Genomic DNA, 25,923 nt, shown 5'->3' with positions numbered 1-25,923 from the left:
GCTACAGCCAGCGCCGCCGCCAGAACACACCGACGATGGCGGCGGCGATCCCCCCCATCAGGCCGAGCACGCCGAAGTAGCCCCAGCGCCAGCCAAGCTCAGGCATGTACTCGAAATTCATCCCGTAGATGCCGGCGATCAGCGTCAAGGGCATGAACACGATGGAGATGATGGTCAGCACCCGCATCTGCTGGTTCAGGCGGTTCGACTGGATGGAAAGATAAAGGTCGAGCATGCCGGAGACCATGTCGCGCGCGGCGTCGAGCGACTCGCCCAAATGCAGGCAATGGTCGTACGCGTCGCGCAACCACAGCCGTGTCTCGTCGCCGAACAGCGCGTGTTCGCCGCGCGTCATCTGCGCGAGCATCTCCCTCAAGGGCAGCAGCGCGCGGCGCAGGCGGATCGCGTCGTGCTTCAGCCGGTGGATGCCGCGCAGCACCAGCGTACTGCGGTCGGCGACCAGTTGGCGGTCGAGGGCCTCGACCCGGCTGGTGAACGCGTCGAGCACGTCGAAATAGGCGTCGATGATCGCGTCGATCAGCGCGTACGCAAGAAAGTCGGCGCCGCGCGCGGCAAGTAGCCCGTCGCCGCGGCGCAGACGCTCGCGCAGCTGGGTGAACACGCCCAAGGGGTGCGGCTGGAAGCTCAGCACGAAGTCCCGCCCGACCACCAGCGAGACATGCTCGTAATGCAGGCGGGTGGATGCGTCGCGCTCGGAGAACACGCGGGTGGACAGGAACAGGTAGCCGTCGTACGCCTCGACCTTGGGGCGCTGGCGCGCGTTGAGGATGTCTTCCTCCACCAGCGGGTGCAGCCCGAAGCGCTCGCCGATCGCGCGCATGGTCGCGGCGTCGGCGACGCCGTACACGTTGAGCCAGCGTACCGGCGCGCGGCTCTGGTAGGCGAGCCCCGCCTCGATGCTAGCAAAACGCGTCTCGGTCAGCGCGCCGTCGCCGTACTCGAACAACACCACTTCCGGAGACTGTACCGGCTCAGCCATGGTCCTGCCGTACGTCGAGCGCCAGCTTCAGGCCGATGCGCCGCCACTGCACGGCCTCCTGCTCGAGCGCGCTGGCGGTCAGCGGGTTCTCCTCCAGCCAGGCGGCGGGCAGCTCGAAGCGCACGCCGCGCGGCTGGGCGAACAGCACCGCGCCGGCCGGCAGGGCCAGCGGGCGTCGGCTGCGGCAGAACAGCACGGCCATCCGCAGCGCGAGCACGCTGTACCACAGGTCCGGCTGCTGCGCGAAGTCCCTCATCTTGCCGCTGTCGCCGCGCTGGCACAGCACCAGCGTCGAGAGCGCGGCCTGTTCCGGGCGGGAGAAGCCGGGCATGTCCGCGTTCTGCAGGATGTAGGCCGAATGCTTGTGGTAGGCGGTATGCGCGATCGACAACCCGATCTCGTGCAGCGCGGCCGCCCAGCCCAGACGCCTGAGCGTCAGCACCTGGCAATCCTCGCCGGCGAGCTGGCGGTAGAAGTCGAGCGCCAGCGCCTTGACGCGGGCCGCCTGCGCCGGGTCGGCGTGGTAGCGCCGCGTGAAGGTCGCTACCGTCTGTTCGCGCTGGTCGCGCTCGCGGCCGCGGCCGAGGATGTCGTACAGCACGCCGTCGCGCAGCGCGCCGTCGGCGATGGTCATCGCGTCGACGCCCAACTCCTCGAACACCGCGAGCATCACCGCGAGTCCGCCGCAGATCACCGGCGCGCGGTCGGCCTTCAGCCCGTTCAGTGAAATCTTGTCGATGCGGCCGATGCGGATCAGCGCGTTGCGCAGTTCGCGCATCCCGCCATAGGTGATGTTGCCGGCCGACCAGTCGTTCAGTTCGAGCAGGTCGCGGATCGAGCGCGCGGTGCCCGAGGTGCCGACCGCCAGCTCCCACGACGTGCGCGGGAAGGCGTGCACCACGCGCTGCAGCTCGGCGCGCGCCGCGTACACCGCGCGGTTGAACGAGGCCGAGTCGATCCGCCCGCCCTCGAAGAAACGCAGCGTGTAGCTGACGCAACCCAGGGGCAGGCTCTCGGTCACATGCGCCTGGAAGTGGCTGCCGACGATCAGCTCGGTCGAACCGCCGCCGATGTCGACCACCAGCCGCCGCTCGCGGGTATTCGGCAGCGAGTGCGCGGCGCCCAGATAGATCAGGCGGGCCTCTTCGCGGCCGGCGATGATTTCGATCGGGAAACCCAGCAGGCGCTCGCCCTCGGCGATCAGCTCGGGCGCGTTGCGCGCGACGCGCAGGGTATTGGTGCCGACCACGCGCACCTGCGCGCCTTCCAGCCCGCGCAGACGCTCGCCGAAACGGGCGAAGCAGGCGAGCGCCCGTCCGACGCTCGCCTCGTCGAGCACCTTGTCCGGGCCCAGGCCCGCACCCAGCCGGGTCGTCTCCTTCAGCGAGTCGAGGGTGAACAGCTGGCCGTCGACCACGCGCGAGACCTGCAGGCGAAAGCTGTTCGACCCCAGGTCGACCGCCGCCAGCACCGGATGGGGAAAATCGGCACGCATCAAACGCAGGCTCCCAGCAAAAAGAAAAAAGCGGCAACCATGTTACCGCTTTCCTTCCACCTACATGAAGCCCGATCGCTTACACGGACTGGCCAAGTTCCCGCTTGATCGCGTCGATCGAGGTGTGGCGGATGTCCTTGCCCTTGACCAGATAGACGACGTACTCGGAAATGTTCTTGGCGTGGTCGCCGATGCGCTCGATCGCCTTGGCGATGAACAGCGTGTCGATCGACATGCTGATGGTGCGCGGGTCTTCCATCATGAAGGTGATCAGCTGGCGAACTTCGGCGCTGAAGTCGTCGTCGAGCTCGCGGTCGTCCTCGGCGAGATCCAACGCGGCCGTCGCGTCCAAGCGTGCGAACGCGTCGAGCGCACGGCGCAGCATCGCCACCGCCGCCTCGGCCATCTTGCCGATCTCGCGCAAGCGCGGGCTCTGGTAGCGCTCGGCGCTGTGGATCACCTTGCCCATGCGGGCAATCTTGGAGGCCTCGTCGCCGATCCGCTCGAGGTCGGTGATGGTCTTGATCACGGTGATCACCATGCGCAGGTCGGACGCCGCCGGCTGGCGGCGCGCGATGATGTGCTGGCAGTCCTCGTCGATCGCGACTTCGAGCGCGTTGACCTGCGCGTCGTCAACGATCACCTGGTCAAAGCGGGCGATGTCGCCGCTGGCAAGCGCGTCGAGCGCGCTGAGGATCTGCTGCTCGACCAGCCCGCCCATTTGCAGCACGCGGGTACGGATGGTTTCCAGTTCGAGGTCGAATTGTTTGGAAATATGGTCGGGCATGATGCTCTCGTGGCAGGACAGGATGGACAGGGTTGCCATCTTGCCAGCGCAAGATGACAACCCTGTGACAGGCAGGCTCAGCGCAGCACTTCGACGCCGCCCTGGCGGGCGAGCACCAGCACGTCGGCGCGGCGGCGGGCAAACAGGCCGCAGGTGACGACGCCCGGCAGCTGGTTGATGCGCTCCTCGAGCTCGACCGGCTTGGCGATGGCCAGGTCGTGCACGTCGAGGATGATGTTGCCGTTGTCGGTCACGAAGTCGTGGCGCATCTCGGGGTGGCCGCCCAGCTTGACCAGCTCGCGCGCGACGAAGCTTCTGGCCATCGGGATCACCTCGATCGGCAGCGGGAACTTGCCCAGCACGTCGACGTACTTGCTCTCGTCGGCGATGCAGATGAATTCCTGCGCCGCCGCGGCGACGATCTTCTCGCGGGTCAGCGCACCGCCGCCGCCCTTGATCATGTGCAGGTAGTGGTTCACCTCATCGGCGCCGTCGACGTAGATCGGCATCTCGTCGATGGTATTGAGGTCGTACACCGGGATATGGTGCGCCTTCAGGCGGGCGGTCGACGCCTCGGAGCTGGAGACTGCGCCCTTGATGCGGCCCTTGATCGCGGCCAGTTCGTCGATGAACAGGTTGACGGTGCTGCCGGTGCCGATGCCGATCACGGCGTCGTCCGGGACGAACTCCAGGGCTTTTCGCGCTGCAGCCAGCTTCAATTCATTGGCGGTAAGCATCTCGCGGCTCCTTAAACGGTTGATCTTGACTCACTCCGATTATCCCACAACGCGAAGCATATGTCGTTTTGCTAGCCTTTTGTCAGCAAACAGACCGCCTGCGCCTCGATTGCCTCGCAACGCCCCAGGTAGCCGAGCTTCTCGTTGGTCTTGCCCTTGACGTTGACGACGTCGACGCCGACCTGCAGGTCTTCGGCGATGCGCGCGCGCATCGCGTCCACGTGCGGCGCGAGCTTGGGCTGTTGCGCTATCAGCGTGGCATCGATATTGACGACCCGCCAGCCGGCTGCGCGCACGCGCGACACGGCCTCGCGCAGGAGCACGCGGCTGTCGGCGCCCGCGTGCTGCGGGTCGGTATCCGGGAACAGCCGGCCGATGTCACCCAGCGCCGCCGCGCCCAATAGCGCGTCGGTAATCGCGTGCAACAGCGCATCGGCGTCCGAGTGCCCGAGCAGGCCCTTGTCGTGCGGGATCACCACCCCGCCCAGCACCAGCGGCCGCCCCTCGACCAGCCGGTGCACGTCGTAACCCTGCCCTACCCTGAACATGCCGTCTCTCCCGTCTGTTTGCGCGAAGCGAGGATGGCGCGTGCCAGCGCCAGGTCGCGCGGATAAGTGACCTTGAAATTCTGCGCGTCGCCCTCGATCAGTCGCGGCGAAAACCCCAACAGTTCGATCGCCGAGGCCTCGTCGGTGACCGCGCCCTTCCCGTCGAGCGCAAGCGCACGGGCTAAACGCGCGGCGCGGAACATCTGCGGCGTCTGCGCGAGCCACAGCCCGTCCCGCGCGAGCGTGCGCTCGACGCGGCCGTTCTGGCCCGCGCGCTTGACGGTATCGGCCACCGGCAAGGCGAGCAGGCCGCCGACCTCGTCGTCCGCCAGCGCGCCGATCAGCCGCGTCACCAGCGCCGGCGTCACGCAGCAGCGCGCCGCGTCGTGCACCAGCACCCAGTCGTCGGGCGCCGGCGCGAGTGCCGAGAGACCGGCCGCGACCGACGCGGCACGGCTCGCGCCGCCGACACGCAGCACCTCCAGGTCCGGGATGTCCCATTCGAAGTCGTCGAACCACTCGTCGGCCGGCGAGATCACCACCGCAAGGCGGTCGATCTCGGCGACCCGGGACAGTGCGCTCAGGGTGTGCCACATCAGCGGCCGGCCTTCGAGCTGCAGGTACTGCTTGGGGCTGGGCGCGCCGAAACGGCTGCCGGAGCCGGCCGCCGGCACCAGGGCGATCACGCTCATGCGACCGCCTCCTTGCCCGCGGCGAGTTTTCGCCACAGGCACTCCCCCTTGACCGCCTTGTCCAGCGCGTCGAGGTAGGCCTCGTGCTCGGCGGCCTCCGCTTCGCTCGCACGCAGCACCTTAAGCGGCTTACGCACGAAGTCGGCCGGCAGGCCCGACACGGCGGCGCCGGCCTCCGGCTCGATGTCCATCATCAGGCTTTCCTGGCCGCGGGTCATCCACAGATAGACCTCGGCCAGGAGCTCGCAGTCGATCAGCGCGCCGTGCAGGGTACGGTTCGAGCGGTCGACGTCGAAGCGGTCGCACAGGGCGTCCAGGCTGTTGCGCTTGCCCGGGAACTGGTCGCGTGCCATCGCGAGGGTGTCGATCACGCCGGCACACTGGCGCACCGTCGGCGGCAGTCCCAGCCGGGCGAACTCGGCGTCCATGAAGCCGACGTCGAACGGCGCGTTGTGAATGATCAGCTCGGCGTCGCCGATGAATTCGGAAATCTGCGACGCCACCTCGGCGAACCTGGGCTTGCCTTCCAGGAAGGCGAGCGAGATGCCGTGCACGCGCTCGGCATCGGGGTCGATCTCGCGCTCCGGGTGCATGTAGAGGTGCAGGTGGCGGCCGGTCAGCTTGCGGTCGACCATTTCCAGCCCGGCGAATTCGATGATGCGGTGACCCTGCGAGGGCTCGAGGCCCGTCGTTTCGGTGTCGAGGATGATTTGTCTCATGATGCAGCCTGCGTGACGGGCGCAGCCGCGCCCGCGAAAGTCATGCCGCGGCCGCTACGCCGCGGTTGGCGAGCGCGTCGGCGCGCTCGTTGAATTCATGGCCGTTGTGGCCGCGCACCCAGCGCCACTCGACCGACAGGTGACGGCCGCGCGCGGCGTCCAGCAACTGCCAGAGGTCGGCGTTCTTCACCGGCTCCTTCGCTGCGGTGACCCAGCCGCGCTTCTTCCAGCCGTGGATCCACTCGGAAATGCCTTTTTGCACGTACTGCGAGTCGGTGTAGACGACGATATGGCAGGGGCGGTTGAGCGTTTCCAGCGCGCGGATCACCGCCATGAGCTCCATGCGGTTGTTGGTGGTGCCGGCTTCGCCGCCGAACAGCTCCTTTTCCTTGCCCTTGTAGCAAAGCAGCGCCCCCCAGCCGCCTGGGCCCGGATTGCCCTTGCACGCGCCGTCGGTATAGATTTCGACCTTGTCCTGGTTCATAACGTCTCGTCGTGGGGCTGGCACGCCGCGTGGCGGCGCTCGCCGGCGGTCACCAGCTGGGCCGCGGGCCTGGCCAGCTGCCAGCGCGGCGTGATCAGCCGCATCCCGCGCTGGCGCTTGATCGCGCATACGCCGTAGACGCCGGCGGCCAGCGGCCACCAGCGTTCGCCCGGCGCTTCCATGAAGCGGCAGCGGGTGAGCCAGTCGCCCCGGTTAAAGGGCGGAGCGTAACACATGAAGGCATCGTCCGCGCGCTCGAAGCCCAGCAGCTCGAGCCAGTCGCGCAGCCGCGACAGGCGCAGGAAACGGCCGCTCCACGGCGGGCAGCGCGCGCCCTGCACCAGCCGGCGCCCGCCCCACAGGGACAGGGGGTTGAAGCCGGTGAGCACCAGCCGCCCCTCGGGCAGCAGCACGCGCTCGGCTTCGCGCAGCACCTGGTGCGGATGCGCGTTGAAGTCCAGCGTGTGCGGCAGCAGCAGCAAGTCGACGCTGCGGCTGTCCAGCGGCAACTGCGCCGCGTCGCACACCACGCCGACTTCGCCGTCCTCGCCGATGCGCGCGCGCCACGGGATGCGGTTTTCGCGCAGGAAGTCGTGCCGGCTTGCGCCGTACTGCACGGCACGATAGCCGAAGACGTCGGCGACCGCGCGGTCGAAGAACGCCTGCTCGCGCACAAGCAGGTAACGGCCAAGTTCGGTGCCGTCCAGCCAGTTAGAAAACGCAGTCATCTGATGAGGAAGTACGAATGTTGTCGTTCATTCCGTTGCCGGCTTTTGCCGACAATTATATCTGGCTTTTGCCGCAGCCTTCCGGCGCCTGCGTCGTCGACCCGGGCGACGCGTCCCCGGTGCTCGACTATCTCGCGGCGAACGGCCAGCACCTCGCCGCCATCCTCGTCACCCACCACCACGCCGACCACACCGGCGGCGTCGCGCGCCTGAAGGCCGCTTTTCCACACGCCGTGGTGCACGGGCCGGCCGGCGTCGCCAGTGTCGACGCCGCACACGCCGACAGCGACAGCTTCGCTGTCGGCGACGTCCGCTTCCGGGTGATCGCCACACCGGGCCATACCCTCGACCACCTGTGCTACTACACCCCCGGGGCACTGCTCAGTGGCGACACCCTGTTCGGCGCCGGCTGCGGGCGCCTGTTCGAAGGCAGTGCCGAACAGATGTACGCAAGCTTGGCGCGCCTCGCCGCCCTGCCGCCCGACACCTGGATTTACCCGGCACACGAGTACACGCTGGCCAACTTGGCTTTCGCCCGCGCCTGCGACCCAGACAACCCGGCCGTCCGCGCACGGTTGTTGCAAGACAGCCAACGCCGCGAACGGGGCGAACCGACCCTGCCGGTACGGCTCGACGCCGAGTTGGCGAGCAATCCCTTTCTGCGTTCCGGCGAGCCTGCCCTGCTTGCGGCAAGCACTCAGCATGAGGGCACCCCCGTCAACAGTGCACTGGAATCATTTGCCATTCTGCGCCGCTGGAAAAACATCTTCTAAAAAAACAGAACACGGTCTCTTTAGATTAGAACTGCATACCCGGCGCGCGCACCTGCATGACGTGCAATAGCTTTGATTTTGTTTGATTTATTGCGTTGACACACCTGTTGCGCGTGGTAGCATCGGCCACAATCGAAAAAGAATGACCGGGCGCCCTCCTGATGAAAAAATTCTCCATTGCCCTGTCGCTGTCGCTCGCCTTTACGGCCTGGGCGGCACCGGCCAAGGCAGCTACCATTTTTGGCAAGCCCGAACGCTTAGCAGTTGACGAAGCACTCGCCGTTGGTCTGGATATGATGTTGCAGAACACCAGCTTGCTGCGTAATGGCGACAATCTGATCCTGCGCATGCGCGAAGGCTTCCAGATGAGCGAGGTCAACCCCGAACTTGTCCGCCGTCTGGAACGCCAATATGCGGCCAATCCTGCCGGTTTGCGCCGTTCCATGGACCGCAGCAGGAAATATCTCTTCTACATCATGAACGAGGTCGAGCGCCGCGGCATGCCGACCGAGCTTGCGCTGTTGCCGGTCGTCGAGAGCGCCTTCGTGCCGACCGCGCGCTCGCACGTCGGCGCCGCCGGCCTGTGGCAGTTCATGCCGGCAACCGGCCGCCAGTACGGCCTCGAGCAGACCTGGTGGTACGACGGCCGCCGCGACGTGGTCGAATCGACCAACGCCGCGCTCGACTACCTGCAGACGCTGTACGGCATGTTCGGCGACTGGAGCCTTGCGCTGGCCAGCTACAACTGGGGCCAGGGCAACGTGTCGCGCGCAATCGAGCGCGCCCGCGCGCAGGGCCTCGAGCCGACTTACGAGAACCTCAGGCTGCCGAACGAAACACGCAACTACGTGCCCAAGCTTCTGGCCGTGCGCAACGTGATCCTCGAGCCCGAGCGCTTCAACCTCTCGCTCGGCGACTTCCCGAACAAGCCTTACTTCGTCGCGATCTCGACCGGCCGCCACATGGACATCGACGTGGCCGCCCGCCTCGCCGAAATGCCGGTGTCCGAGTTCAAGGAGCTGAACCCGGCGTTCAACCTGCCCGTCTACGCACACAAGAGCGGCCGCCAGATGCTGCTGCCGGCCGACCGCCTGCACCGCTTCGAGCGCAATGTCGCCAAGTGGGACAAACCGCTGATGAACTGGGAAGTCCACGTGCCGCAGGACGGCGTCGACGCCTCGACGCTGGCCGGCGAGTACGGGATGAACGTCGGCGAGCTCCTGGCCGTGAACAACGCGCGCGGCGGCCGTTTCGCGCCGGGCCAGCCGGTGCTGGTCGCCTCGCGCAACGCGCGCGCCGAGCCGCTGACCCTGCGCGTCGCCAACGAGCGTCGCGCGACCGCGTTTGAGGTACCGGTACTGGCGACCCTCGACAGCTCGCAGGCCAACCCGTCTGCCAGCCCGCCCATGCTTGCCGCCGCCGGGCCGGCAGCGGTCGCCCAGGTTCAGCGCGTCGCCGTCGCCGAGCAGGCCGCGCCGGCAATCCAGCCGCTGGCGATCGCGCCGCTGCAAGCGCCGGCCGTCTCCACCGCGACGCAAACCGTCGCCTTGGCCGAACCGGCAGTAACGGCCACGCCGGCCGCGTCGATCGCGCCGCTGGCGGTGTCCGCCACGCCGGCCGCGCCGCAACGGCTCGCCGTCGCAGAGCAGGCCACGCCGCTGGCCATCGCGCCGCTCAAGGCCGAAACGCCCCAACGCGCCGCGCCCGCCCAGCCGGTCAGGGTGGCCGTCACCGAGCGCACGCTCGCGACCCGCGCAGTCGAAGCCGTCGCCAGCGCGCAGCAAGAGAATGTCGCCAACCTGCACACGGTGCAGGGCGGCGACACCCTGTACAACATCTCGCGCCGTTACGGCATGAACGTCGCCCAACTGCAGGCCCTGAACGGGCTGGAAGACAGCCGCCTACAACTTGGGCAGACGCTGAAGGTCAGCGGCACGCCGATCATCGGCACGCCAGTCAGCGCTCAGGCTGACGCGGTCAGCGAACTGGCCGCCCTGTCCGGCGGTCAGCCGCAGCGCGAGTACATCGTACAGACCGGCGACACCGTTTACGGCATCGCCCGCAAGTTCGGCGTCCATCATACCGACATCAAGCGCTGGAACGCTGCGGCACGCCTCGCCGCACTGCAGCCCGGCCAAAGGCTGATCGTACAGGGGCTGTAAGCTTCGACCGCACAAGACAAACGGCCCGCCTAGGCGGGCCGTTTTCGCGCGTATTCCCTACTCCGGCGCGCGGCTGTCCAGCCACAGGGTGACTGGGCCGTCGTTGCAGAGGCTCACCTGCATATGCGCGCCGAACACGCCGGTCGGCACCGGCTTACCGAGCACCTTGCCAAGCTCGCCGACAAACGACTCGAACAGCGGTGCCGCGTGCGCGGGCGGCGCCGCACGGCTGTAGCCCGGACGGTTGCCCTTGCGCGTGCTCGCGAACAGCGTGAACTGGCTGACCGCCAGCGCCTCGGCGCCGGTGTCGAGCAAGGACAGGTTCATCACCCCCGCCGCGTCGTCGAAAATGCGCAACTGGCTGATTTTGCGCACAAGGTAGGCGACGTCGTCCGCCCCGTCTGCCGGCTCGATGCCGACCAGCAGCAACACCCCCGTACCGATGCACCCGACCGTCCGGGCGTCCACCTCGACGCTCGCCTTGCTGACCCGCTGCAACAACACTCTCATGCAACCCGCTCCCTAGCTTCAAACGGCTTATTCTATGCCAGAGTGCGCTACAATCATCCCCGCTTTCACCACAGGGTTCCCGCCATGCTGATGGTCGTCTCGCCAGCCAAGACGCTCGACTTCGAGCGATCGCTCCCGCCCGCCGCACATACCCAGCCCGAGTTGCTGGAACAAAGCCGCGAACTGGTCGCCATCCTGCGCGAAAAAAGCCCGGCCGATCTCTCGGCGCTGATGGGCATCAGCGACGCGCTCGCCCGCCTCAACGTCGGCCGCTACCACGACTGGCAGCCGCCGTTCGACACCGGCAACGCACGCCAGGCGGTGTTTGCCTTCATGGGCGACGTTTACGAGGGGCTGGACGCCACGAGCCTTAGCGCAGGCGAGATCGCCTACCTGCAGGACCATCTGCGCATCCTGTCCGGCCTCTACGGCGTGTTGCGCCCGCTCGACCTGATGCAGGCCTACCGGCTGGAGATGGGAACCCGGCTCGCCAACCCCGCCGGCGCCAATCTCTACGCGTTCTGGGGCGCGCGCATCGCGCAGCTGCTCGCGCGCGAGCTCGACGGCATGGGAGAGCGCACGCTGGTCAACCTCGCCTCCGAAGAGTATTTCAAGTCGGTGCGCCGCGACGCGCTGCCCTACCCGGTCATCACCCCGGTGTTTCGAGACAGCAAGGATGGTGGGCCGTTCAAGATCGTCAGCTTCTACGCGAAGCGCGCGCGCGGCCTGATGGCGCGCTGGGCCGCCCAGCACGGCGTCGACGACCCGCAAGCGCTGAAAGACTTCGACGTCGACGGCTACCGCTTCGACGCGGCGCGCTCCGGCGAACACGAGTGGGTGTTCTGCCGCTCGCACGGCTGAAACCGCCGGTATGAAAAAAGCGCGCCGTGGGGCGCGCTTTTTTCATACCGGCCCCCTTTACAGGGTCGGCTTGCGCTCGAAACCCTCAACCGCCTCGGCGCTGACCTCGCTCGCGTCGACACGGTCGACCCGCGCCGAGAGCGGCCCCTGATGCGCCCATTCGACAAAGCCCGCGACGGCCGACGGCTCGCCTTCGACCCAGGCTTCGACCGTGCCGTCTACCCGGTTACGCACCCAGCCGGCCACGCCCAGTTCGCGGGCACGGGCGACCGCGGTGTCGCGGTAGTAGACGCCCTGTACCTTGCCGTGAATGCGCAACAAACATGCCTTCATTTTCTTCCGACTCCAGATTACCTGCGCGCGCCCCGCCGCGCCGCTTCGTCGGCCGCCCGCCCGAACGGGGCCAGGGCTGCGGCCAAAAAGACCAAGGGCCGCAACGCGGCCCTTTCGTCATCCGCTTGCGGCACCGCAGCACCGCAAGTCATCCAGTGTAGCAGGCGTTCAGCCGTTGGCCGCGTTCAGGTACGCTTCCGCCGGGTAAATCGCGCTCTCGCGGCCGCCCTTGGTGTCGAAAGTGACTTCGACCATGCGGCCGGCCGGGGCAACCTGCAATACGGTGAAACGGTCGACTTCGCCGTTATCCTTGTGCTCGTGAACTTCGTGGCCGGGCTGCAGCTGGCTGACCTTGATCATCATCGTCTCATTCCTCTCTTTTATTTTTGATATCTGTAGAAAATTGCAACAAAGCATTCGATATCTCGCAATCTTCAAGTAAAACGAATTAATCACCTGCTGTCAACAATAGACGACTTCCTGCCTGAATGCCGTAGATAAAAGACAACCCCCCTGCTCCGGAAGGAGACAGGGGGGTTGTCTTGTCATACGTTTTAACCAATACGCATACCCGGCTGTGCACCGGCGTCGGTGTCGAGCAGGAACAGGCCCTGCGCGTCGTCGGTGCCCGACGCGCAAACGATCATGCCGGCCGATACGCCAAAGCGCATCTTGCGCGGCGCGAGGTTGGCCACCACGATCACGCTGCGGCCGACCAGCTTTTCAGGCTCGCCGTACGCCTTGCGGATGCCGGAGAAGATGTTGCGGGTCTCGAAGCCGAGATCCACGGTGAATTGCAGCAGCTTGTCCGAGCCTTCGACGAACTGGCAGGCGAGCACCTTGCCCACGCGCAGGTCGACCTTGGCAAAATCGTCGATGGTGATGGTCTCGGCCAGCGGTTCACACTGGGCGGCAGCGGGTGCGGTGTTCTGTTCCATGCTTTGCTTGTTCGCTTCAATCAATTTGTCGACCAGTGCAGGCTCGATGCGCTGCATCAGGTGCTGGTAAGGCTGGATCACGTGGGCAAACAGCAGGTTCTCGCTGTCGGACCAGGTCAGCGGGTCGATGCCGAGGAAAGCCTCGACGCCTTCCGACAGCTTGGGCAGCACCGGCTTGAGATAAATCGTCAGCAGGCGGAAGGCGTTGATCAGCACCGAGCACACTTCCTGCAGGCGGGCATCCTGCCCTTCCTGGCGCGCCAGCTCCCACGGCTTGTTGGCGTCGACGTAGGCGTTGACGAGGTCGGCCAGCGCCATCACGTCGCGCAGCGCCTTGGCGTACTCGCGCGCCTCGTAGGCGGCGGCGATGGTCGCGGCCTCGCGCTGCAGGCGGACCAGCAGTTCGTTGTCGGCGATGGACGACGCGAGCTGGCCGCCGAAACGCTTGGCGATGAAGCCGGCGGCACGGCTGGCGATGTTCACGTACTTGCCGACCAGGTCCGAGTTCACCCGCGCGATGAAGTCGTCGAGCGACAGGTCGATGTCCTCGATGCGCGCGTTGAGCTTGGCGGCGATGTAGTAACGCATCCACTCGGGGTTCAGCCCGCACTCGAGGTAGCTCTTGGCGGTGATGAAGGTGCCGCGCGACTTGGACATCTTCTGGCCGTCGACGGTCAGGAAGCCGTGCGCGAACACGCCGGTCGGCGCGCGGTAGCCCGCGTATTTCAGCATCGCCGGCCAGAACAGCGCGTGGAAGTACAGGATGTCCTTGCCGATGAAGTGGTACATCTCGGCGGTCGAGTCCGGCTTGAAGTACTCGTCAAAGTCGATGCCGGTGCGCTCGCACAGGTGCTTGAACGACGCCATATAGCCGATCGGCGCGTCCAGCCACACGTAGAAGTACTTGCCCGGTGCGTCGGGGATCTCGAAGCCGAAGTACGGTGCGTCACGCGAGATGTCCCAGTCCTGCAGGCCGCCTTCGATCCACTCGTTCATCTTGTTGAGCGACTCGTGCTGCAGGTGCGCCATGCGCACGCCGTCGGCGCGCAACGTGGCGCCGGCGGTCCATTCCTTCAGGAAGTCCGCGCACTCGCCCAGGCGGAAGAAGTAGTGCTCGGAGCTTTTCAGCACCGGCGTCGCACCGGACACCGCCGAGAACGGGTTCTTCAGCTCGGTCGGGCTGTAGGTCGCGCCGCACACCTCGCAGTTGTCGCCGTACTGGTCCTTGGCGCCGCACTTCGGGCACTCGCCCTTGACGAAGCGGTCCGGCAGGAACATCTGCTTTTCCGGGTCGAACAGCTGCTCGATGGTGCGCGAAACGATCTTGCCGTCGGCCTTGAGCTTGCGGTAGATGGTCTCGGCGAACGCCTTGTTTTCAGGGCTGTTGGTCGAGTAGTAGTTGTCGTAACCGATATGGAAACCGGTGAAGTCGGCCAGATGCTCGGTGCGGACCTGCTCGATCAGCGCCTCCGGCGTGATGCCGCGCTTCTCGGCCGCCAGCATGATGGGCGTGCCGTGGGTATCGTCGGCGCACACGTAGTGGCAGTCGTGGCCGCGCATCTTCTGGAAACGCACCCAAACGTCGGTCTGGATGTGTTCGACCATATGGCCAAGATGGATCGCACCGTTCGCGTACGGCAGCGCACTCGTCACCAGTATCTTGCGTTTTGTCATCTGTCTGTCCTGAACCGGAAAACCAATCGGCCGATTATATCAGCGCCCGGCGATGCTCGCCTCAGCCCTGCTCCGCACACAGCGCAAGCTCGCCCTCGTCAGCTTCCGGCTGCGATGCCGGCTCGGCACGCTCGGCCATAGCCAGCGGCACCATACGGCTGGCAACCAGCGCGAAGGCCAGGGCGTAACCGAGCGCCAGCGTACCGAAGCCGGCGAGCCCGCCCGCGCGGTACGCCCAGCGCAGCGTCTCGATGCCCAGCGCGTAGGAAGCCATGCACAGCATGCTCATCGCCGCCGACACCGTGCCCTTGCCCTCGTTGCACGAGGTCAGCGCGAAACGGTAGAGCACGCCGAAGGCCATGCCTTCGGCGAACGCCATCAGCGTCATGCCGCCGGCCATCCAGTACTGCGGCGCATCCGACAGCAGCACACCGCCCAGCAATACGGCAACCCCAAGCGCGACCGGCCCGCGGGCGAGCAACGCAGAGCGGCCAAGCGGCCAGCGCTCGGCAACGGCGGCCAGCACCAGGTTGCCGAGGATCAGGCCGGCGAACACTGGCACCTGCAGCACGCCGTACTCGAACGAAGACAGGCCGAGGTCCTCGACCAGCAGCACCGGCGACAGCGCAATCCAGCCCATCAGCGGCATCGCGATCAGCGGGATGCACAGTGCGGAGAGCACGAAGCGTCGGTTGGAAAACACCTTGCGGTAGTCGCGCGCGAAGGCGGAGAGCGGCAGCTTGTCGTGGCTGGGCTTGACCGTTTCCGGCATGAAGCAGGCGAGGCCGACCAGCGCAACGAAGGACACGGCGGCGATCAGCGCGAAACCCAGGCGCCACGGCGCGAACTCGATCAGCGTCGCGCCGGCCAGCGGGCCGGCCAAGGGCGCGATCAGCGCGACGTTCGCCATCAGCGCGGTCACGCGCACCGCGGTGTTCTCCGGGAAGGCTTCCTGCACGGCGGCGTAGCCGACCGCGTTGATGAAGCACAGCCCCACCCCCTGCAGCACGCGCAGCGCCATGAAGCTCTGGATGTCGTCGACCAGATAGGTCGCCAGGCACGCGAGCGTGAACCACGCGACGCCGAACAGGAGCACCGGGCGGCGGCCGATGCGGTCGGATAGCGGGCCGGTCAGCCACGGCAGCAAGGCGCCACCGGCGAGGAAGGCGGTCATCGACAACGGTGCCCACGACACGTCGACCGCGAATTCGCGGGTGACGGCGAGCATTGCCGGCTGCACCATGTCGTTGCAGATGTAGACGGCGAACTCGAACAGCACGAGGGCCAGCGGGAACAGCAGGGAAATGCGGGGATGGGCTTTGGCGTTCATTCTGTAAAGAGCGGGCGCGCGACGCGCGCACGAAAGGCGAAAAAGGGCGCGATTCTACGCCCGGGCGCCAGCGGCGGCCAGAGCCGCCCGCGCTTTTACCCACAGCGCATTTCCGGCGAGCGCGATGGTTCACAATGCCATCGCGCTCGGCGTATCATCGCGCCAGCACCCGGCATCCGCCACGCAAACCAGAACAAGCAGCCATAGCGACTTCAGCCCACCCATGTTTTCCAAGATCCTCGCCCACTTCAGCGCCAAAGACGCGCAAGGAGACACCGCCGCCATGGAACTGACCGCACAAACCGTGCTCGACGCCGTCGGCACCCTCGTCGACCCGAATACCGGCAAACCCTACGTCGCCGGCAAGGCGGTCAAGCCGCCGCGCATCGACGCGCACACGCTCGCGCTCGACGTGGTGCTGCCCTACCCGGCAGCCAGCCAGCTTGACGCCGTGCGCGAGCGTTTCGAGGCGGCGCTCGCGCCCATCGCGGGCGGACGCAAGGTCGAGGTGACGGCCAGGAGCCAGATCGTCAGCCACAGCGTGCAGCGCGGCGTGCCGCTGCTGCCGGGCGTGAAAAACATCGTGGTGGTCGCCTCGGGCAAGGGCGGCGTCGGCAAGTCGACCACCGCGGTCAACCTGGCACTGGCACTCGCAGCCGAGGGTGCGCGGGTCGGTTTGCTCGACGCCGACATCTACGGCCCGTCTCAGCCGCTGATGATGGGTGTCGCCGACGCCAAGCCCGAACTGGTCGAGGACAAGGGGCTCGCCCCGGTGCTCAGCCACGGCGTGCAGGTGATGTCGATCGGCTTCCTGGTCGACCCCGACCAGGCGATGGTGTGGCGCGGCCCGATGGTCAGCCAAGCGCTGCAGCAACTGTTGAACGACACCCGCTGGGACGACCTCGACTACCTGGTCATCGACATGCCGCCGGGCACCGGCGACATCCAGCTGACGCTGTCGCAGAAGGTGCCGGTCACCGGCGCCATCGTCGTGACCACGCCGCAGGACATCGCGCTCTTGGACGCGCGCAAGGGCTACACCATGTTCCAGAAGGTCGGCGTACCGGTGCTGGGGCTGGTGGAGAACATGGCGATCCACGTGTGCTCGCAGTGCGGCCACGCCGAACACATCTTCGGCGAGGGGGGCGCGTCGAAAATGGCGGCCGACTTCGGCGTCGAGGTGCTGGGCGCGCTGCCGCTGGACATCCGCATCCGCGAGGCGGTCGACGCCGGCACGCCGACCTTGGTCGCCGACCCGGACGGCGAACTGGCCGCCACCTACAAGGCGATCGCGCGCAAGGTCGCGGTCAAGGTCGGCGAAAAGGCGCAGGACTTCTCCGGCCGCTTCCCGAAGATCGTCATCCAGAACGGCTAAGTTCTCTCCGGCGCGGGTCTCCCCGCGCCGTCTTCATTCACCCAGGCAGGATTCAAGGCATGATCGGCATGTTCGACTCGGGACTCGGCGGGCTGTCGGTGTGGCGCGAGCTCACCCGCCAGTTGCCCGGCGAGCCGGTCATCTACTTCGCCGACCGCGCGTGGTGCCCGTACGGGCCGCGCTCGCACGCGGAGATCGCCGCGCGCAGCGAGCGGATCGCACACTGGCTGTTCGACCAGGGCGCAAGCTCGCTGGTGATTGCGTGCAACACGGCAACCAGCGCGGCGGCGGCGCCCTTGCGCGCACGTTACCCGCACGTACCCATTATCGGCATGGAGCCGGCGATCAAGCCCGCCGCGCTCGCGACCGAGACCGGCGAGATCGCGGTGCTGGCCACCCGCGCGACGCTCGCCGGCGACAAGCTCGAACAGCTGGCTGCACGCTACCGCCAGCAGGCGCGCATCCGCCTGTTGCCGGGCGACGGCTTTGTCGAGGCGGTCGAGGCGGGTGAACTGGACTCACCCAACGCACGCCAAGTCGTCGCGCGTGCGCTCTCGCCCCTTGCCGGCACCCGCACCGACCAGATCGTATTGGGCTGCACGCACTACCCCTTCCTCGCGCCCCTGATCGCCGAAGCGGCGCCGCAGGCGACGCTGATCGACCCGGCCTCCGCCGTGTGCCGGCAGGTGCGCCGCCTGATCGCACTTAACGCGCTGGAAACGCCCGCCGGCGAGCCGCCCCGCTACCGCTTCGTCACCACCGCCGGCGCCACGGACATGCAGGCCTTCATCGACCGGGTGCTCGGCCGCGATACGCGCGTCGAGACGCTGGCGCTAGACTGAGCGCGCGCCCAGCGCCGCGATGCGTTCGATCGCTTCGGCGAGCCGTTCGATACCGGTGGTATACGCGATGCGCAGATGCGCGCCGGCACGGTGCGTGCCGAAGTCCGCCCCCGGCGTCAGCGCGACGTTCGCCTCCTCTAGGATGCGCGCGCAGTACGCGTAGCTGTCGTCGGTCACCGCGCTCACGTCCGCGTACACGTAGAACGCGCCGTCCGGGCGCACCGGCAACTGCCAGCCAAGCGCGGGCAGCGCGGCAAGCAGAAAGTCGCGCCTGGCCGCGAACACCTGGCGGCGCCGTTCGACCTCCTCTGCCACTTCGGGCGTAAACGCGGCGAGCGCCGCCTGTTGCGCGATCGCGCTCGGGCACAGGAACAGGTTCTGCGCGAGACGGATCGCCGGCTCGATCAGCGCGTCGGGCACCACCAGGTAGCCCAGCCGGAAGCCGGTCATCTGCCAGGTTTTGGAAAAACTGTTGATGACCAGCGCGTCCGGCGCGACGGCGAGCGCGCTCTGCGCCGGCCCGTCGTAGCTGAGCCCCTGATAGATCTCGTCGACGATCAGCCCGGCATCTTTCTCGCGGCACAGCACACCGAGCGCGCCGATCTCGGCCGCACTCAACGAAGTGCCGGTCGGGTTGGCCGGCGTCGCCACCATCAGCGCGCGCGTGTGGTCGCGCCAGACAGCCCGCGCGAGCGCTGCGTCCAGCTGGTAGCGCGTAGCCGGCCCCACCGCGACGCTTTGCACGTCGCCGCCAAGCAAATGCACGAAGTGGCGGTTGCACGGGTAGGTTGGGTCAGCCAGCAGCACGCCGTCGCCCGGCGACACCAGCAGCGACAAGGCGATCAAGAGCGCGCCGGACGCGCCCGGCGTCACGATCACCCGCGCCGGGTCAAGTTCGATCCCCTGGTGCCGGTAGTCGGCCGCGATCGCCTCGCGCAGCGCGGGCAGGCCCTGCGCCGGCGTGTAGAAGGTCTGCCCGGCGCAGAGCGCCGCCTGCGCGGCGTCGACGATGGGCTGCGGGGTCGGGAAGTCCGGCTCGCCGATCTCGAGGTGGATCACGTCACGTCCCGCCGCTTCCAGCGCGCGGGCGCGCTCGAGGATCGCCATCACCTCAAAGGGCGCGATACGCGCCAACCTAGCTGCCAACTGCATGTCGCCACCCATGACGTAAAAATATCGATCTGACCACAGTTCGCCGCCGTCCACCAGCGGCGCAAGAAAATGCCCCGGACGCGCCGGGGCATGTTCGGGAGCTGGTCTCGTGCTTAGCTCTGGCCGAAGTACTTGTCGTGGATGGACTTGAAGGTACCGTCTTCCTTCACCTTGCGGATGCCGGCGTTCAGCTTGTCCAGCAGCGCCTGGTCACCCTTGCGCACGGCCATGCCGTAGTACTCCTTGTCGAAGTCGATGCCCTCGACGATGTCGAGCTTGTCGGCGCCATTGTACTTGATGAAGTTGGCCACCACGCCGTTGTCGCCGATGGACGCCTGCACGCCGCCGTTCTCCAGCTCCTTGAGCGCGAGTTCGAGCGACTCGAAGCGCTTGATGTCGGTACTGGTCGCGCCCAGCAGCTTCTGCGCGATGGTGTCGCCGGTCGAGCCGGTCAGCACCGAGACCTTCATGCCCTTCAGCGCCTCGGCGTTGGCGATCTGTTTGCCCTTGGGCAGCACCACCAGCTGGGTCGCCTCGAAGTAAGGCTCGGTGAAGTCCATCGTCTCCTTGCGCTGCTCGGTGATGGTGATCGCCGACATCAGGAAGTCGCTGTCGCCGTTGGCGAGGCCGTTGAAGATTCCTTCCCACGGGGTATTGCTCATCTCAACCTTGATGCCGGCCGCGTCGGCGACCGCCTGCGCAAGCTCGATCTCGAAGCCCTGCAGCTTGCCGTCGGCGCCAACCGACTCGAACGGCGCGAACGCGGCGTTCACGCCCATGCGGTAAACCTGCGGCTCGGCCGCAGCCTTCGCGGGTTCGGCCTCCTGCTTGCCGCCGCATGCGGCGAGCACGACCGAGAGTGCGACCATCGTTGCCTTGACCCAGTGTTTCATGACTTGTCCCTTCGACTTTGTTGGCGGGCCCGTTCTGACGGGATAATTTATTCAAATTGGTTAATTAGGATAAAGCAAAAGCTGCCAACAGTCTGCAAATTGCCAAGCAAAAAATATCAAAAAACAGGAGGTTCAACGCAGGAAATCCGGAAAGCCCAAGCTGCCGCGGTGGCGGAGCGCGCCGGCACGGCCTATGTTGTCAAAGGCCACCGTGCGCCACCGACAAGAAAGGGAGCAAGATGAAGACGATCATGCTGGTCCTGATGGGGACCTTGCTGCTGTCCGCCTGCAACACCATGGCGGGAATGGGTCAGGATGTCTCGGCGGCCGGAAGCGCCGTCAGCAACGCGGCCGACGACGTGAAAGCCAAGATGTAGCTCCACAGGGAATCCGGGCTTAACAGCGGACGATGATAGGCACATAATCAGGCAAGCGCCGTCACCATCCGGCTTCTTTCACGAGAGGCGGCGGCGCAGCCACCAGGAGTCGAACATGCCCGTTCTGCTTGGTCTTGCCCTTGCCCTGCACGCCTGCTGGCCCGTACTCGGCCGCCAGCTCAAGGGGTGCGCCGTCACGCCCCGCCACTGCCAGTTCGCGCTCCTTGCAGGCTGCGTCGAGATCGGCATCGCCGGTCTCCTGCTCGCCTCGCACGACGCGCTCGCGGTTTGGCTGTTTGCCGCGCTGCCAAGCGCCGTCTACCTCGCTGCCGTCTCGATCGATGTGCTCGGCGCCGACGCGTAAGCGTCAGCGCCGCCGCCAGCTCATCCAGAACTCGCCGCCGGAAAACACCGGCAGGCTGTCGTCCATCGCCTCGCACTCGACGCAGTCGAACGCATCGCCCAGCAAGTCGTTAAGCAGCTGCCGGCTCGCGCCGAACGGCGGCCCCTTCGGCCGTTCGGCGATAAAGAACGCGCCGGCAAGCCAGCCACCGGGGCGGACCAGGCGTGCCATCGCCTCTGCGTAGGCGGACCACAGCCTGGGCGGCAACGCGCACAGGAAGGCGCGTTCGTACACCCAGTCGTAGGGCCCTGCCAGCGCGAAGACGTCTCCTTGGCGCACATGGCGCGCGTAGGGGCCGAGTGCGTCGCGTGCGGCCGCAAGCGCGGCCTCGCTGAAGTCGACCCCGTCCGGCGTGAAGCCGGCGTCGGCAAGGTAGGCGACCTCGTAGGCGGCGCCGCAGCCGGGCAGCAACACCTCCCTGCCCGGCCGTTGCCGCGCAACAAAAGCCGACAGCGCGGCGGGAATGCAACCCGCGCTATCCCAGGGCTTGACCCCGCCCAGGTATCGGGTTTCCCAGAAGTCAGGCTGGCTACTGTCCTGTGCCATGTCTGTTCCACGCGCAAAGCAATGACTATAGCATCAAACAAAAAAGGCGGCCGTCACGGCCGCCAATGGCTCTTCCTTCCTGCAAGACCTACTTGCCACCCCGGGTACGCTGGTAAATGACCATCAGGATCACGCACACGATGACGGTGGTCACCCCGATCACCGCCAGGCTCGCGACACCCACCTCGTCGGACAACAACTGACGCCACAATTCCATCTCGACCTCCCGATAATGTCATTTAGATTAACGTCAGCTTAGATGACCGGAATGCCGGCAGGGTTGATCAAGGTCAAACCACGCCCATTCCCCGCGACGCGCAGCCGCACCGGCACGCGCGCGCCACAAATGAAAAACGCCCCGCAAAGCGGGGCGTCTAGTCAAACCGGCGAGCCGGATCAGATCATGTTCTTGCTCTTGAGGAGTTCATACATGGTCTTGCCGATTTCGGCCGGGCTGCGGGTGTAGGCGATGCCCGCACGCTCGAAGGCCTTGAACTTCTCTTCGGCCGTGCCCTTGCCGCCGGAGATGATCGCGCCGGCGTGGCCCATGCGCTTGCCCTTCGGCGCGGTGACGCCGGCGATGTAGCCGACCACCGGCTTGGTCACGTAGGCCTTGGCGAACTCGGCCGCCTCTTCCTCGGCCGAACCGCCGATCTCGCCGATCATCACGATCGCGTCGGTGTCCGGGTCGTCCTGGAACAGCTTGAGCGCGTCGATGTGGCTGGTGCCCGGGATCGGGTCGCCGCCGATGCCGATACAGGTCGACTGGCCTAGACCCAGCGCGGTGGTCTGCGCGACGGCTTCGTAGGTCAGCGTGCCGGAGCGCGACACGATGCCGATGCGGCCCGGATTGTGGATGTGCCACGGCATGATGCCGATCTTGCACTCGCCCGGGGTGATGATGCCGGGGCAGTTCGGGCCGATCAGGCGCACGCCCGCTTCGTCGACGGCCTTCTTCACGTACAGCATGTCCAGCGTCGGCACGCCTTCGGTGATGCACACCACCAGCTTCACGCCGGAGTCGATCGCCTCGAGGATGGAGTCCTTGGCAAACGCTGCCGGTACGTAGATCACCGAAGCGTCAGCCTGGGTCTCGCGCACCGCGTCCTTCATGGTGTTGAACACCGGCAGGCCCAGGTGCTCGGAACCGCCCTTGCCCGGGGTCACGCCGCCCACCACCTTGGTGCCGCACTTCAGCGCCTGCTCGGCGTGGAACGTGCCGTTCTTGCCGGTGAAACCCTGCACCAGCACCTTCGTGTCTTTGTTAACGAGAACGCTCATCTTGATTTCCTTGTTCGGTGCTGGTGATTACAGGGCGGCAACCGCGGCGACGATCTTCTCGGCCGCGTCGTTCAGGCCCTGCGCGGAGGTCAGCTTCAGGCCGGACTCTTCCAGCAGCTTGGCACCCAGCTCGGCGTTGTTGCCTTCCAGGCGGACGACGACCGGCACGGTGACGTTGACTTCCTTCACGGCGGCGATGATCGCCTCGGCGATCATGTCGCAGCGCACGATACCGCCGAAGATGTTGATCAGCACGCCCTTGACCGAGCTGTCGGCCAGGATCAGCTTGAACGCCTCGACCACGCGCTCACGGGTGGCGCCGCCGCCGACGTCCAGGAAGTTGGCCGGCTGGCCGCCCTTGAGCTTGATGATGTCCATGGTCGCCATGGCGAGGCCGGCGCCGTTGACCATGCAGCCGATATTGCCTTCCAGCGCGACGTAGTTCAGGTCGAACTCGGACGCCTTCACTTCACGCTCGTTCTCCTGGCTCTTGTCGCGCAGCGCGGCGAGGTCGGCGTGGCGGAACAGCGCATTGGAGTCGAGGTTGATCTTGCCGTCGACGCAGGCGAGTTCGCCGTTCTCGCGCAGCGCGAGCGGGTTCACTTCGAACAGGGCGAAGTCGTTCTCGACGAAGGCCTGGTAGGCGCCCAGCATCAGCTTGCTGAACGCGGCGACCTGGCCGCCCTTCAGGCCCAGCGCGAACGCGGCGTCGCGGGTCTGGAACGGCTGCATGCCGACCAGCGGGTCGACTTCGATCTTGATGATCTTCTCCGGGGTCTCCTCGGCGACCTTCTCGATCTCGACGCCGCCTTCGGTCGACACCATGAACACCACGCGCTGGCTGCCGCGGTCAACCACCGCGCCCAGGTACAGCTCGCGCTCGACCGGGTACATGTCCTCGCACACCAGCACCGAGTTCACCGGCTGGCCGGCCGCGTCGGTCTGGTAGGTGACCAGGTTCTTGCCGATCAGCGTCGCGGCGACGTCGGCCGCCTCTTCGCGGGTCTTCACCACCTTGACGCCGCCGGCCTTGCCGCGGCCGCCGGCGTGCACCTGCGCCTTGACGACGGCGAACTTGCCGCCCAGGGTGTCGTACGCCGCAGCGGCCTCTTCCGGCGTCTTGGCCAGAATGCCCTTTTGCACCGGCAGGCCGTAACGGGCCAGCAGCTCTTTAGCTTGGTATTCGTGCAGGTTCATCTATGGTTTCCTCTTATGGATTCGGGCAGCCGGCACAAGGCCGCCCTCAGCTGTACCCTCGGGGTGTGCCCTCGGGCCAGGACTTACGCTACGGGTAATTCTTCAGGCCGCGAACACGGTGCGGACCGCGACGATCATCGCGCAGCCGACGGCGGCCACAAGCAGCGGCCCCATCAGTCGGCGGCGTGCAGCCGCCGACATCAGGAACACCGAAACGGGGAAGGTCGCGCCGGCCAGGAACAGGCGCACGCCCTTGACGCGGTCGTACACCGACGCCTCGTCGAACGCCACCTTGACCGCCCACATCGCGCCGGCCACCACCAAGAGCACGCCGAGCATCACCGCGTTGGCAATCAGGTCAGCCATCAATCCTTCCCCCTGCCGCGCTTAGCCGTGCAGCGCGCGCTTGTCGGCTGCCAGCGCCGCCTCGTGCACCACCTCGGACAGCGACGGGTGGGCGTGGACGATGCGGGCCAGGTCTTCGCTCGCCGCCTTGAATTCGAGGGCGAGCACGCCCTCGGTCACCAGTTCGGACACCATCGGGCCGATCATGTGCACGCCGAGGACGCGGTCGGTCTTGGCGCAGGCGAGCAGCTTGACGGTGCCTTGCGCGTGGTCCATGCCCAGCGCGCGGCCGTTGGCGGCAAAGCCCGAGGTGCCCTTCTTGTACTCGACGCCTTCGGCCTTCAGCTGTTCTTCGGTCTTGCCGACCCAGGCAATCTCGGGGCTGGTGTAGATCACCCACGGAATCGCGCCGAAGTCGACGTGCGGCTTCTGGCCGGCGATGCGCTCGGCCACCGCGACGCCCTCTTCCGACGCCTTGTGCGCCAGCATCGGGCCGCGCACCACGTCGCCGATCGCCCACATGTTCGGCAAGTTGGTATGGCAATGGTCGTCGACGACGACGAAGCCGCGCTCGTCGACCTGCAGGCCGACGTTGGCGGCGCCCAGGCCGTCGGTGTTCGGCACGCGGCCGATCGAGACGATCAGCTTGTCGAACTCGCCAAGTTTTTGCTCGCCGTTCAGCTCGTAGGCGACGGTCACCTTGTCGCCCAGGTTCTTGATCTCGCCGATCTTCACGCCCAGCTGGATGTCGAGGCCCTGGTCGCGGGTGAAGGTGCGCAGCGCCTCCTTGGCGATCTGCTGGTCGGCGGCGGAGAGGAAGGTCGGCATCGCCTCGAGGATGGTCACCTCGGCGCCCAGACGCTTCCAGACCGAACCCATCTCCAGGCCGATCACGCCGGCGCCGATCACGCCCAGGCGCGCCGGCACGGCGGCGAGGTTCAATGCGCCTTCGTTGTCGAGCACGGTCACGTTGTCGACGGCGACGCCCGGCAGCGGACGCGGACGCGAACCGGTGGCCAGGATCACGTGGGTCGCGTGCACGGTGTCGACGACGTTGCCGTCGACCGCCACTTCAACCACCCAGCGCTCGCCCTCGCGCGCCTTGAGCGAAGCGACGCCGTGCAGGCTGGCGACCTTGTTCTTCTTCAGCAGGAAGCCGATGCCGCCGGTGAGCTTGTCGACGATGCCGTCCTTGCGCTCGATCATCGCCGGTACGTCGATCTTCACGCCCTCGACGGTGATGCCGTGGCGCGCGAAATCGTGCTGCGCGGCGTGGAAGTTCTCGCTCGACTGCAACAGCGCCTTGGACGGGATGCAGCCGACGTTCAGGCAGGTGCCGCCGAGCGCGGGCTTGCCGCGCTTGCCGACGAAAGCGTCGACGCAGGCGGTCGAGAAGCCCAGCTGGGCCGCGCGGATGGCGGCCACGTAACCGCCGGGGCCGCCGCCGATCACGACGACGTCAAACTGTTGACTCATGGTTTCCCCTTGTTGTGCCCGGTGCGCCACGCGCGCCGGGTCAGGATGTCTTGCTTACGGTCAGAAGCAGCAGGCCAAAACCGATCATGAACAGGGTGAGGACGATCTTGCCGAACAGCGAGAACCAGTCCTCCTTGACCCCCATGCTGCGCTTCTTCACCGTCAGGAAGGCCAGCGCGAAGCCGGCGAGGATGGAAGCGATTCCGTAGAACCAGTCAGGGATAGTCATAAAGCTCCGTTCATGTCTTGCGGCGGCCCGCCGCGC

30 protein-coding genes are annotated in these 25,923 nt (G+C 66.7%); 7 read left to right on the top strand and 23 right to left on the bottom strand.

Going from position 1 to position 25,923, the window contains the following annotated elements; translation table 11 throughout:
• Window position 1: 1 nt before the first annotated feature.
• From corA to GZH52_RS02880, 9 genes are all read right to left on the bottom strand, one after another.
• A complete protein-coding gene (gene corA, locus GZH52_RS02920) occupies window positions 2-1,000 on the bottom strand; it encodes a magnesium/cobalt transporter CorA (protein WP_163315012.1) in 999 nt (332 codons plus the stop codon).
• On the bottom strand, window positions 993-2,495 hold the full coding sequence (ppx, locus tag GZH52_RS02915) for an exopolyphosphatase (RefSeq protein WP_203525598.1): 1,503 nt from the start codon (window positions 2,493-2,495) through the stop codon (window positions 993-995). Before ppx ends, corA begins: the two co-directional genes overlap by 8 nt.
• Window positions 2,496-2,574: 79 nt before the next feature.
• Window positions 2,575-3,282 carry a phosphate signaling complex protein PhoU gene (gene phoU / locus GZH52_RS02910; protein WP_163315171.1) on the bottom strand — a complete coding sequence of 236 codons (708 nt, stop codon included), beginning with the start codon at window positions 3,280-3,282 and terminating at the stop codon, window positions 2,575-2,577.
• A gap of 77 nt (window positions 3,283-3,359) precedes the next feature.
• The gene (gene rpiA, locus GZH52_RS02905) at window positions 3,360-4,019 is read right to left on the bottom strand and encodes a ribose-5-phosphate isomerase RpiA (RefSeq protein ID WP_163315011.1); all 660 of its coding nucleotides are present in this window, start codon (window positions 4,017-4,019) and stop codon (window positions 3,360-3,362) included.
• Window positions 4,020-4,090: 71 nt separating this feature from the next.
• On the bottom strand, window positions 4,091-4,567 hold the full coding sequence (gene ispF, locus GZH52_RS02900; protein ID WP_163315010.1) for a 2-C-methyl-D-erythritol 2,4-cyclodiphosphate synthase: 477 nt from the start codon (window positions 4,565-4,567) through the stop codon (window positions 4,091-4,093).
• Window positions 4,555-5,259 carry a 2-C-methyl-D-erythritol 4-phosphate cytidylyltransferase gene (gene ispD, locus GZH52_RS02895; protein WP_163315009.1) on the bottom strand — a complete coding sequence of 235 codons (705 nt, stop codon included), beginning with the start codon at window positions 5,257-5,259 and terminating at the stop codon, window positions 4,555-4,557. Before ispD ends, ispF begins: the two co-directional genes overlap by 13 nt.
• On the bottom strand, window positions 5,256-5,978 hold the full coding sequence (gene dnaQ, locus GZH52_RS02890; protein ID WP_163315008.1) for a DNA polymerase III subunit epsilon: 723 nt from the start codon (window positions 5,976-5,978) through the stop codon (window positions 5,256-5,258). Before dnaQ ends, ispD begins: the two co-directional genes overlap by 4 nt.
• A gap of 40 nt (window positions 5,979-6,018) precedes the next feature.
• Window positions 6,019-6,462 (bottom strand): ribonuclease HI, encoded by a 444-nt coding sequence (gene rnhA, locus GZH52_RS02885; RefSeq protein WP_136553697.1) that lies wholly within the window; start codon window positions 6,460-6,462, stop codon window positions 6,019-6,021.
• A complete protein-coding gene (locus GZH52_RS02880) occupies window positions 6,459-7,190 on the bottom strand; it encodes a class I SAM-dependent methyltransferase (protein ID WP_163315007.1) in 732 nt (243 codons plus the stop codon). Before GZH52_RS02880 ends, rnhA begins: the two co-directional genes overlap by 4 nt.
• 17 nt (window positions 7,191-7,207) lie before the next feature.
• Here GZH52_RS02880 and gloB point away from each other — a divergent pair, with 17 nt between their 5' ends.
• Window positions 7,208-7,963, top strand: coding sequence for a hydroxyacylglutathione hydrolase (gene gloB, locus GZH52_RS02875; protein WP_163315006.1), 756 nt, complete (start codon window positions 7,208-7,210; stop codon window positions 7,961-7,963).
• Between the two features lie 161 nt (window positions 7,964-8,124).
• Window positions 8,125-10,125 carry a lytic transglycosylase gene (locus GZH52_RS02870; RefSeq protein ID WP_163315005.1) on the top strand — a complete coding sequence of 667 codons (2,001 nt, stop codon included), beginning with the start codon at window positions 8,125-8,127 and terminating at the stop codon, window positions 10,123-10,125.
• A gap of 57 nt (window positions 10,126-10,182) precedes the next feature.
• Here GZH52_RS02870 and dtd read toward each other — a convergent pair whose 3' ends face one another.
• Window positions 10,183-10,635 carry a D-aminoacyl-tRNA deacylase gene (gene dtd, locus GZH52_RS02865; protein ID WP_163315004.1) on the bottom strand — a complete coding sequence of 151 codons (453 nt, stop codon included), beginning with the start codon at window positions 10,633-10,635 and terminating at the stop codon, window positions 10,183-10,185.
• 84 nt (window positions 10,636-10,719) lie between these two features.
• Between dtd and yaaA the strand changes: the two genes are divergently transcribed.
• Window positions 10,720-11,496: a peroxide stress protein YaaA gene (gene yaaA / locus GZH52_RS02860; protein WP_163315003.1), complete on the top strand. Its 777-nt coding sequence runs from the start codon at window positions 10,720-10,722 to the stop codon at window positions 11,494-11,496.
• A gap of 57 nt (window positions 11,497-11,553) precedes the next feature.
• Here yaaA and GZH52_RS02855 read toward each other — a convergent pair whose 3' ends face one another.
• From GZH52_RS02855 to GZH52_RS02840, 4 genes are all read right to left on the bottom strand, one after another.
• Window positions 11,554-11,829, bottom strand: coding sequence for an acylphosphatase (locus GZH52_RS02855; RefSeq protein ID WP_163315002.1), 276 nt, complete (start codon window positions 11,827-11,829; stop codon window positions 11,554-11,556).
• A gap of 168 nt (window positions 11,830-11,997) precedes the next feature.
• On the bottom strand, window positions 11,998-12,192 hold the full coding sequence (locus GZH52_RS02850) for a hypothetical protein (RefSeq protein ID WP_203525597.1): 195 nt from the start codon (window positions 12,190-12,192) through the stop codon (window positions 11,998-12,000).
• A gap of 191 nt (window positions 12,193-12,383) precedes the next feature.
• Entirely contained in the window at window positions 12,384-14,441 is a 2,058-nt protein-coding gene (gene metG / locus GZH52_RS02845) for a methionine--tRNA ligase (protein ID WP_163315001.1), read from the bottom strand.
• 61 nt (window positions 14,442-14,502) lie between these two features.
• Window positions 14,503-15,771: an MFS transporter gene (locus GZH52_RS02840; RefSeq protein ID WP_163315000.1), complete on the bottom strand. Its 1,269-nt coding sequence runs from the start codon at window positions 15,769-15,771 to the stop codon at window positions 14,503-14,505.
• Window positions 15,772-16,054: 283 nt separating this feature from the next.
• Here GZH52_RS02840 and apbC point away from each other — a divergent pair, with 283 nt between their 5' ends.
• Window positions 16,055-17,146, top strand: a complete 1,092-nt coding sequence (apbC, locus tag GZH52_RS02835) for an iron-sulfur cluster carrier protein ApbC (RefSeq protein WP_163315170.1) — start codon at window positions 16,055-16,057, stop codon at window positions 17,144-17,146.
• Window positions 17,147-17,205: 59 nt separating this feature from the next.
• Window positions 17,206-17,988, top strand: coding sequence for a glutamate racemase (gene murI, locus GZH52_RS02830; protein WP_163314999.1), 783 nt, complete (start codon window positions 17,206-17,208; stop codon window positions 17,986-17,988).
• Here murI and GZH52_RS02825 read toward each other — a convergent pair.
• On the bottom strand, window positions 17,980-19,140 hold the full coding sequence (locus tag GZH52_RS02825) for an aminotransferase class I/II-fold pyridoxal phosphate-dependent enzyme (RefSeq protein ID WP_163314998.1): 1,161 nt from the start codon (window positions 19,138-19,140) through the stop codon (window positions 17,980-17,982). The two genes, murI and GZH52_RS02825, sit on opposite strands and share 9 nt — an antisense overlap.
• Before the next feature lie 113 nt (window positions 19,141-19,253).
• Complete coding sequence (locus GZH52_RS02820) at window positions 19,254-20,033, bottom strand: basic amino acid ABC transporter substrate-binding protein (protein ID WP_163314997.1); 780 nt, start codon at window positions 20,031-20,033, stop codon at window positions 19,254-19,256.
• Window positions 20,034-20,272: 239 nt separating this feature from the next.
• Between GZH52_RS02820 and GZH52_RS02815 the strand changes: the two genes are divergently transcribed.
• Together GZH52_RS02815 and GZH52_RS02810 are read left to right on the top strand one after the other, a co-directional pair.
• A complete protein-coding gene (locus tag GZH52_RS02815) occupies window positions 20,273-20,410 on the top strand; it encodes an entericidin A/B family lipoprotein (protein WP_136553674.1) in 138 nt (45 codons plus the stop codon).
• A 115-nt stretch (window positions 20,411-20,525) separates the two neighbouring features.
• Entirely contained in the window at window positions 20,526-20,774 is a 249-nt protein-coding gene (locus GZH52_RS02810) for a hypothetical protein (RefSeq protein ID WP_163314996.1), read from the top strand.
• A 3-nt stretch (window positions 20,775-20,777) separates the two neighbouring features.
• Here GZH52_RS02810 and GZH52_RS02805 read toward each other — a convergent pair whose 3' ends face one another.
• The 7 genes from GZH52_RS02805 to GZH52_RS02775 form a co-directional block, all read right to left on the bottom strand.
• Complete coding sequence (locus GZH52_RS02805; RefSeq protein ID WP_163314995.1) at window positions 20,778-21,359, bottom strand: methyltransferase domain-containing protein; 582 nt, start codon at window positions 21,357-21,359, stop codon at window positions 20,778-20,780.
• Window positions 21,360-21,447: 88 nt separating this feature from the next.
• The gene (locus GZH52_RS02800) at window positions 21,448-21,576 is read right to left on the bottom strand and encodes a DUF3149 domain-containing protein (RefSeq protein WP_136553668.1); all 129 of its coding nucleotides are present in this window, start codon (window positions 21,574-21,576) and stop codon (window positions 21,448-21,450) included.
• Window positions 21,577-21,755: 179 nt separating this feature from the next.
• Window positions 21,756-22,640 (bottom strand): succinate--CoA ligase subunit alpha, encoded by an 885-nt coding sequence (sucD, locus tag GZH52_RS02795; RefSeq protein ID WP_136553666.1) that lies wholly within the window; start codon window positions 22,638-22,640, stop codon window positions 21,756-21,758.
• A gap of 27 nt (window positions 22,641-22,667) precedes the next feature.
• Window positions 22,668-23,837 carry an ADP-forming succinate--CoA ligase subunit beta gene (gene sucC, locus GZH52_RS02790; RefSeq protein ID WP_163314994.1) on the bottom strand — a complete coding sequence of 390 codons (1,170 nt, stop codon included), beginning with the start codon at window positions 23,835-23,837 and terminating at the stop codon, window positions 22,668-22,670.
• A 102-nt stretch (window positions 23,838-23,939) separates the two neighbouring features.
• The gene (locus GZH52_RS02785) at window positions 23,940-24,203 is read right to left on the bottom strand and encodes a hypothetical protein (RefSeq protein ID WP_163314993.1); all 264 of its coding nucleotides are present in this window, start codon (window positions 24,201-24,203) and stop codon (window positions 23,940-23,942) included.
• A gap of 21 nt (window positions 24,204-24,224) precedes the next feature.
• Complete coding sequence (gene lpdA, locus GZH52_RS02780) at window positions 24,225-25,658, bottom strand: dihydrolipoyl dehydrogenase (RefSeq protein ID WP_163314992.1); 1,434 nt, start codon at window positions 25,656-25,658, stop codon at window positions 24,225-24,227.
• Window positions 25,659-25,698: 40 nt separating this feature from the next.
• Window positions 25,699-25,887 (bottom strand): hypothetical protein, encoded by a 189-nt coding sequence (locus GZH52_RS02775; RefSeq protein ID WP_163314991.1) that lies wholly within the window; start codon window positions 25,885-25,887, stop codon window positions 25,699-25,701.
• Window positions 25,888-25,923: the final 36 nt, after the last annotated feature.

The sequence above is a fragment of the Crenobacter caeni genome (assembly GCF_010435965.1).
GTDB lineage: Bacteria > Pseudomonadota > Gammaproteobacteria > Burkholderiales > Chromobacteriaceae > Craterilacuibacter > Craterilacuibacter caeni.
The sequence above is the reverse complement of the archived record's forward strand: the minus strand, read 5'-3'. Positions and strand labels throughout refer to the sequence as shown.

What these genes read in the sequence shown, in the direction of transcription:
- GZH52_RS02805 (WP_163314995.1), bottom strand. Translation starts at nt 21,359, where the DNA reads ATGGCACAGGACAGTAGCCAGCCTGACTTCTGGGAAACCCGATACCTG.
- ppx (WP_203525598.1), bottom strand. Translation starts at nt 2,495, where the DNA reads ATGCGTGCCGATTTTCCCCATCCGGTGCTGGCGGCGGTCGACCTGGGG.
- GZH52_RS02815 (WP_136553674.1), top strand. Translation starts at nt 20,273, where the DNA reads ATGAAGACGATCATGCTGGTCCTGATGGGGACCTTGCTGCTGTCCGCC.
- metG (WP_163315001.1), bottom strand. Translation starts at nt 14,441, where the DNA reads ATGACAAAACGCAAGATACTGGTGACGAGTGCGCTGCCGTACGCGAAC.
- lpdA (WP_163314992.1), bottom strand. Translation starts at nt 25,658, where the DNA reads ATGAGTCAACAGTTTGACGTCGTCGTGATCGGCGGCGGCCCCGGCGGT.
- ispD (WP_163315009.1), bottom strand. Translation starts at nt 5,259, where the DNA reads ATGAGCGTGATCGCCCTGGTGCCGGCGGCCGGCTCCGGCAGCCGTTTC.
- dnaQ (WP_163315008.1), bottom strand. Translation starts at nt 5,978, where the DNA reads ATGAGACAAATCATCCTCGACACCGAAACGACGGGCCTCGAGCCCTCG.
- GZH52_RS02800 (WP_136553668.1), bottom strand. Translation starts at nt 21,576, where the DNA reads ATGGAATTGTGGCGTCAGTTGTTGTCCGACGAGGTGGGTGTCGCGAGC.
- GZH52_RS02775 (WP_163314991.1), bottom strand. Translation starts at nt 25,887, where the DNA reads ATGACTATCCCTGACTGGTTCTACGGAATCGCTTCCATCCTCGCCGGC.
- GZH52_RS02820 (WP_163314997.1), bottom strand. Translation starts at nt 20,033, where the DNA reads ATGAAACACTGGGTCAAGGCAACGATGGTCGCACTCTCGGTCGTGCTC.
- murI (WP_163314999.1), top strand. Translation starts at nt 17,206, where the DNA reads ATGATCGGCATGTTCGACTCGGGACTCGGCGGGCTGTCGGTGTGGCGC.
- apbC (WP_163315170.1), top strand. Translation starts at nt 16,055, where the DNA reads ATGGAACTGACCGCACAAACCGTGCTCGACGCCGTCGGCACCCTCGTC.
- ispF (WP_163315010.1), bottom strand. Translation starts at nt 4,567, where the DNA reads ATGTTCAGGGTAGGGCAGGGTTACGACGTGCACCGGCTGGTCGAGGGG.
- GZH52_RS02880 (WP_163315007.1), bottom strand. Translation starts at nt 7,190, where the DNA reads ATGACTGCGTTTTCTAACTGGCTGGACGGCACCGAACTTGGCCGTTAC.
- GZH52_RS02810 (WP_163314996.1), top strand. Translation starts at nt 20,526, where the DNA reads ATGCCCGTTCTGCTTGGTCTTGCCCTTGCCCTGCACGCCTGCTGGCCC.
- phoU (WP_163315171.1), bottom strand. Translation starts at nt 3,282, where the DNA reads ATGCCCGACCATATTTCCAAACAATTCGACCTCGAACTGGAAACCATC.
- rpiA (WP_163315011.1), bottom strand. Translation starts at nt 4,019, where the DNA reads ATGCTTACCGCCAATGAATTGAAGCTGGCTGCAGCGCGAAAAGCCCTG.
- sucC (WP_163314994.1), bottom strand. Translation starts at nt 23,837, where the DNA reads ATGAACCTGCACGAATACCAAGCTAAAGAGCTGCTGGCCCGTTACGGC.
- GZH52_RS02825 (WP_163314998.1), bottom strand. Translation starts at nt 19,140, where the DNA reads ATGCAGTTGGCAGCTAGGTTGGCGCGTATCGCGCCCTTTGAGGTGATG.
- GZH52_RS02785 (WP_163314993.1), bottom strand. Translation starts at nt 24,203, where the DNA reads ATGGCTGACCTGATTGCCAACGCGGTGATGCTCGGCGTGCTCTTGGTG.
- yaaA (WP_163315003.1), top strand. Translation starts at nt 10,720, where the DNA reads ATGCTGATGGTCGTCTCGCCAGCCAAGACGCTCGACTTCGAGCGATCG.
- corA (WP_163315012.1), bottom strand. Translation starts at nt 1,000, where the DNA reads ATGGCTGAGCCGGTACAGTCTCCGGAAGTGGTGTTGTTCGAGTACGGC.
- sucD (WP_136553666.1), bottom strand. Translation starts at nt 22,640, where the DNA reads ATGAGCGTTCTCGTTAACAAAGACACGAAGGTGCTGGTGCAGGGTTTC.
- GZH52_RS02855 (WP_163315002.1), bottom strand. Translation starts at nt 11,829, where the DNA reads ATGAAGGCATGTTTGTTGCGCATTCACGGCAAGGTACAGGGCGTCTAC.
- rnhA (WP_136553697.1), bottom strand. Translation starts at nt 6,462, where the DNA reads ATGAACCAGGACAAGGTCGAAATCTATACCGACGGCGCGTGCAAGGGC.
- GZH52_RS02840 (WP_163315000.1), bottom strand. Translation starts at nt 15,771, where the DNA reads ATGAACGCCAAAGCCCATCCCCGCATTTCCCTGCTGTTCCCGCTGGCC.
- gloB (WP_163315006.1), top strand. Translation starts at nt 7,208, where the DNA reads ATGTTGTCGTTCATTCCGTTGCCGGCTTTTGCCGACAATTATATCTGG.
- dtd (WP_163315004.1), bottom strand. Translation starts at nt 10,635, where the DNA reads ATGAGAGTGTTGTTGCAGCGGGTCAGCAAGGCGAGCGTCGAGGTGGAC.
- GZH52_RS02850 (WP_203525597.1), bottom strand. Translation starts at nt 12,192, where the DNA reads ATGATGATCAAGGTCAGCCAGCTGCAGCCCGGCCACGAAGTTCACGAG.
- GZH52_RS02870 (WP_163315005.1), top strand. Translation starts at nt 8,125, where the DNA reads ATGAAAAAATTCTCCATTGCCCTGTCGCTGTCGCTCGCCTTTACGGCC.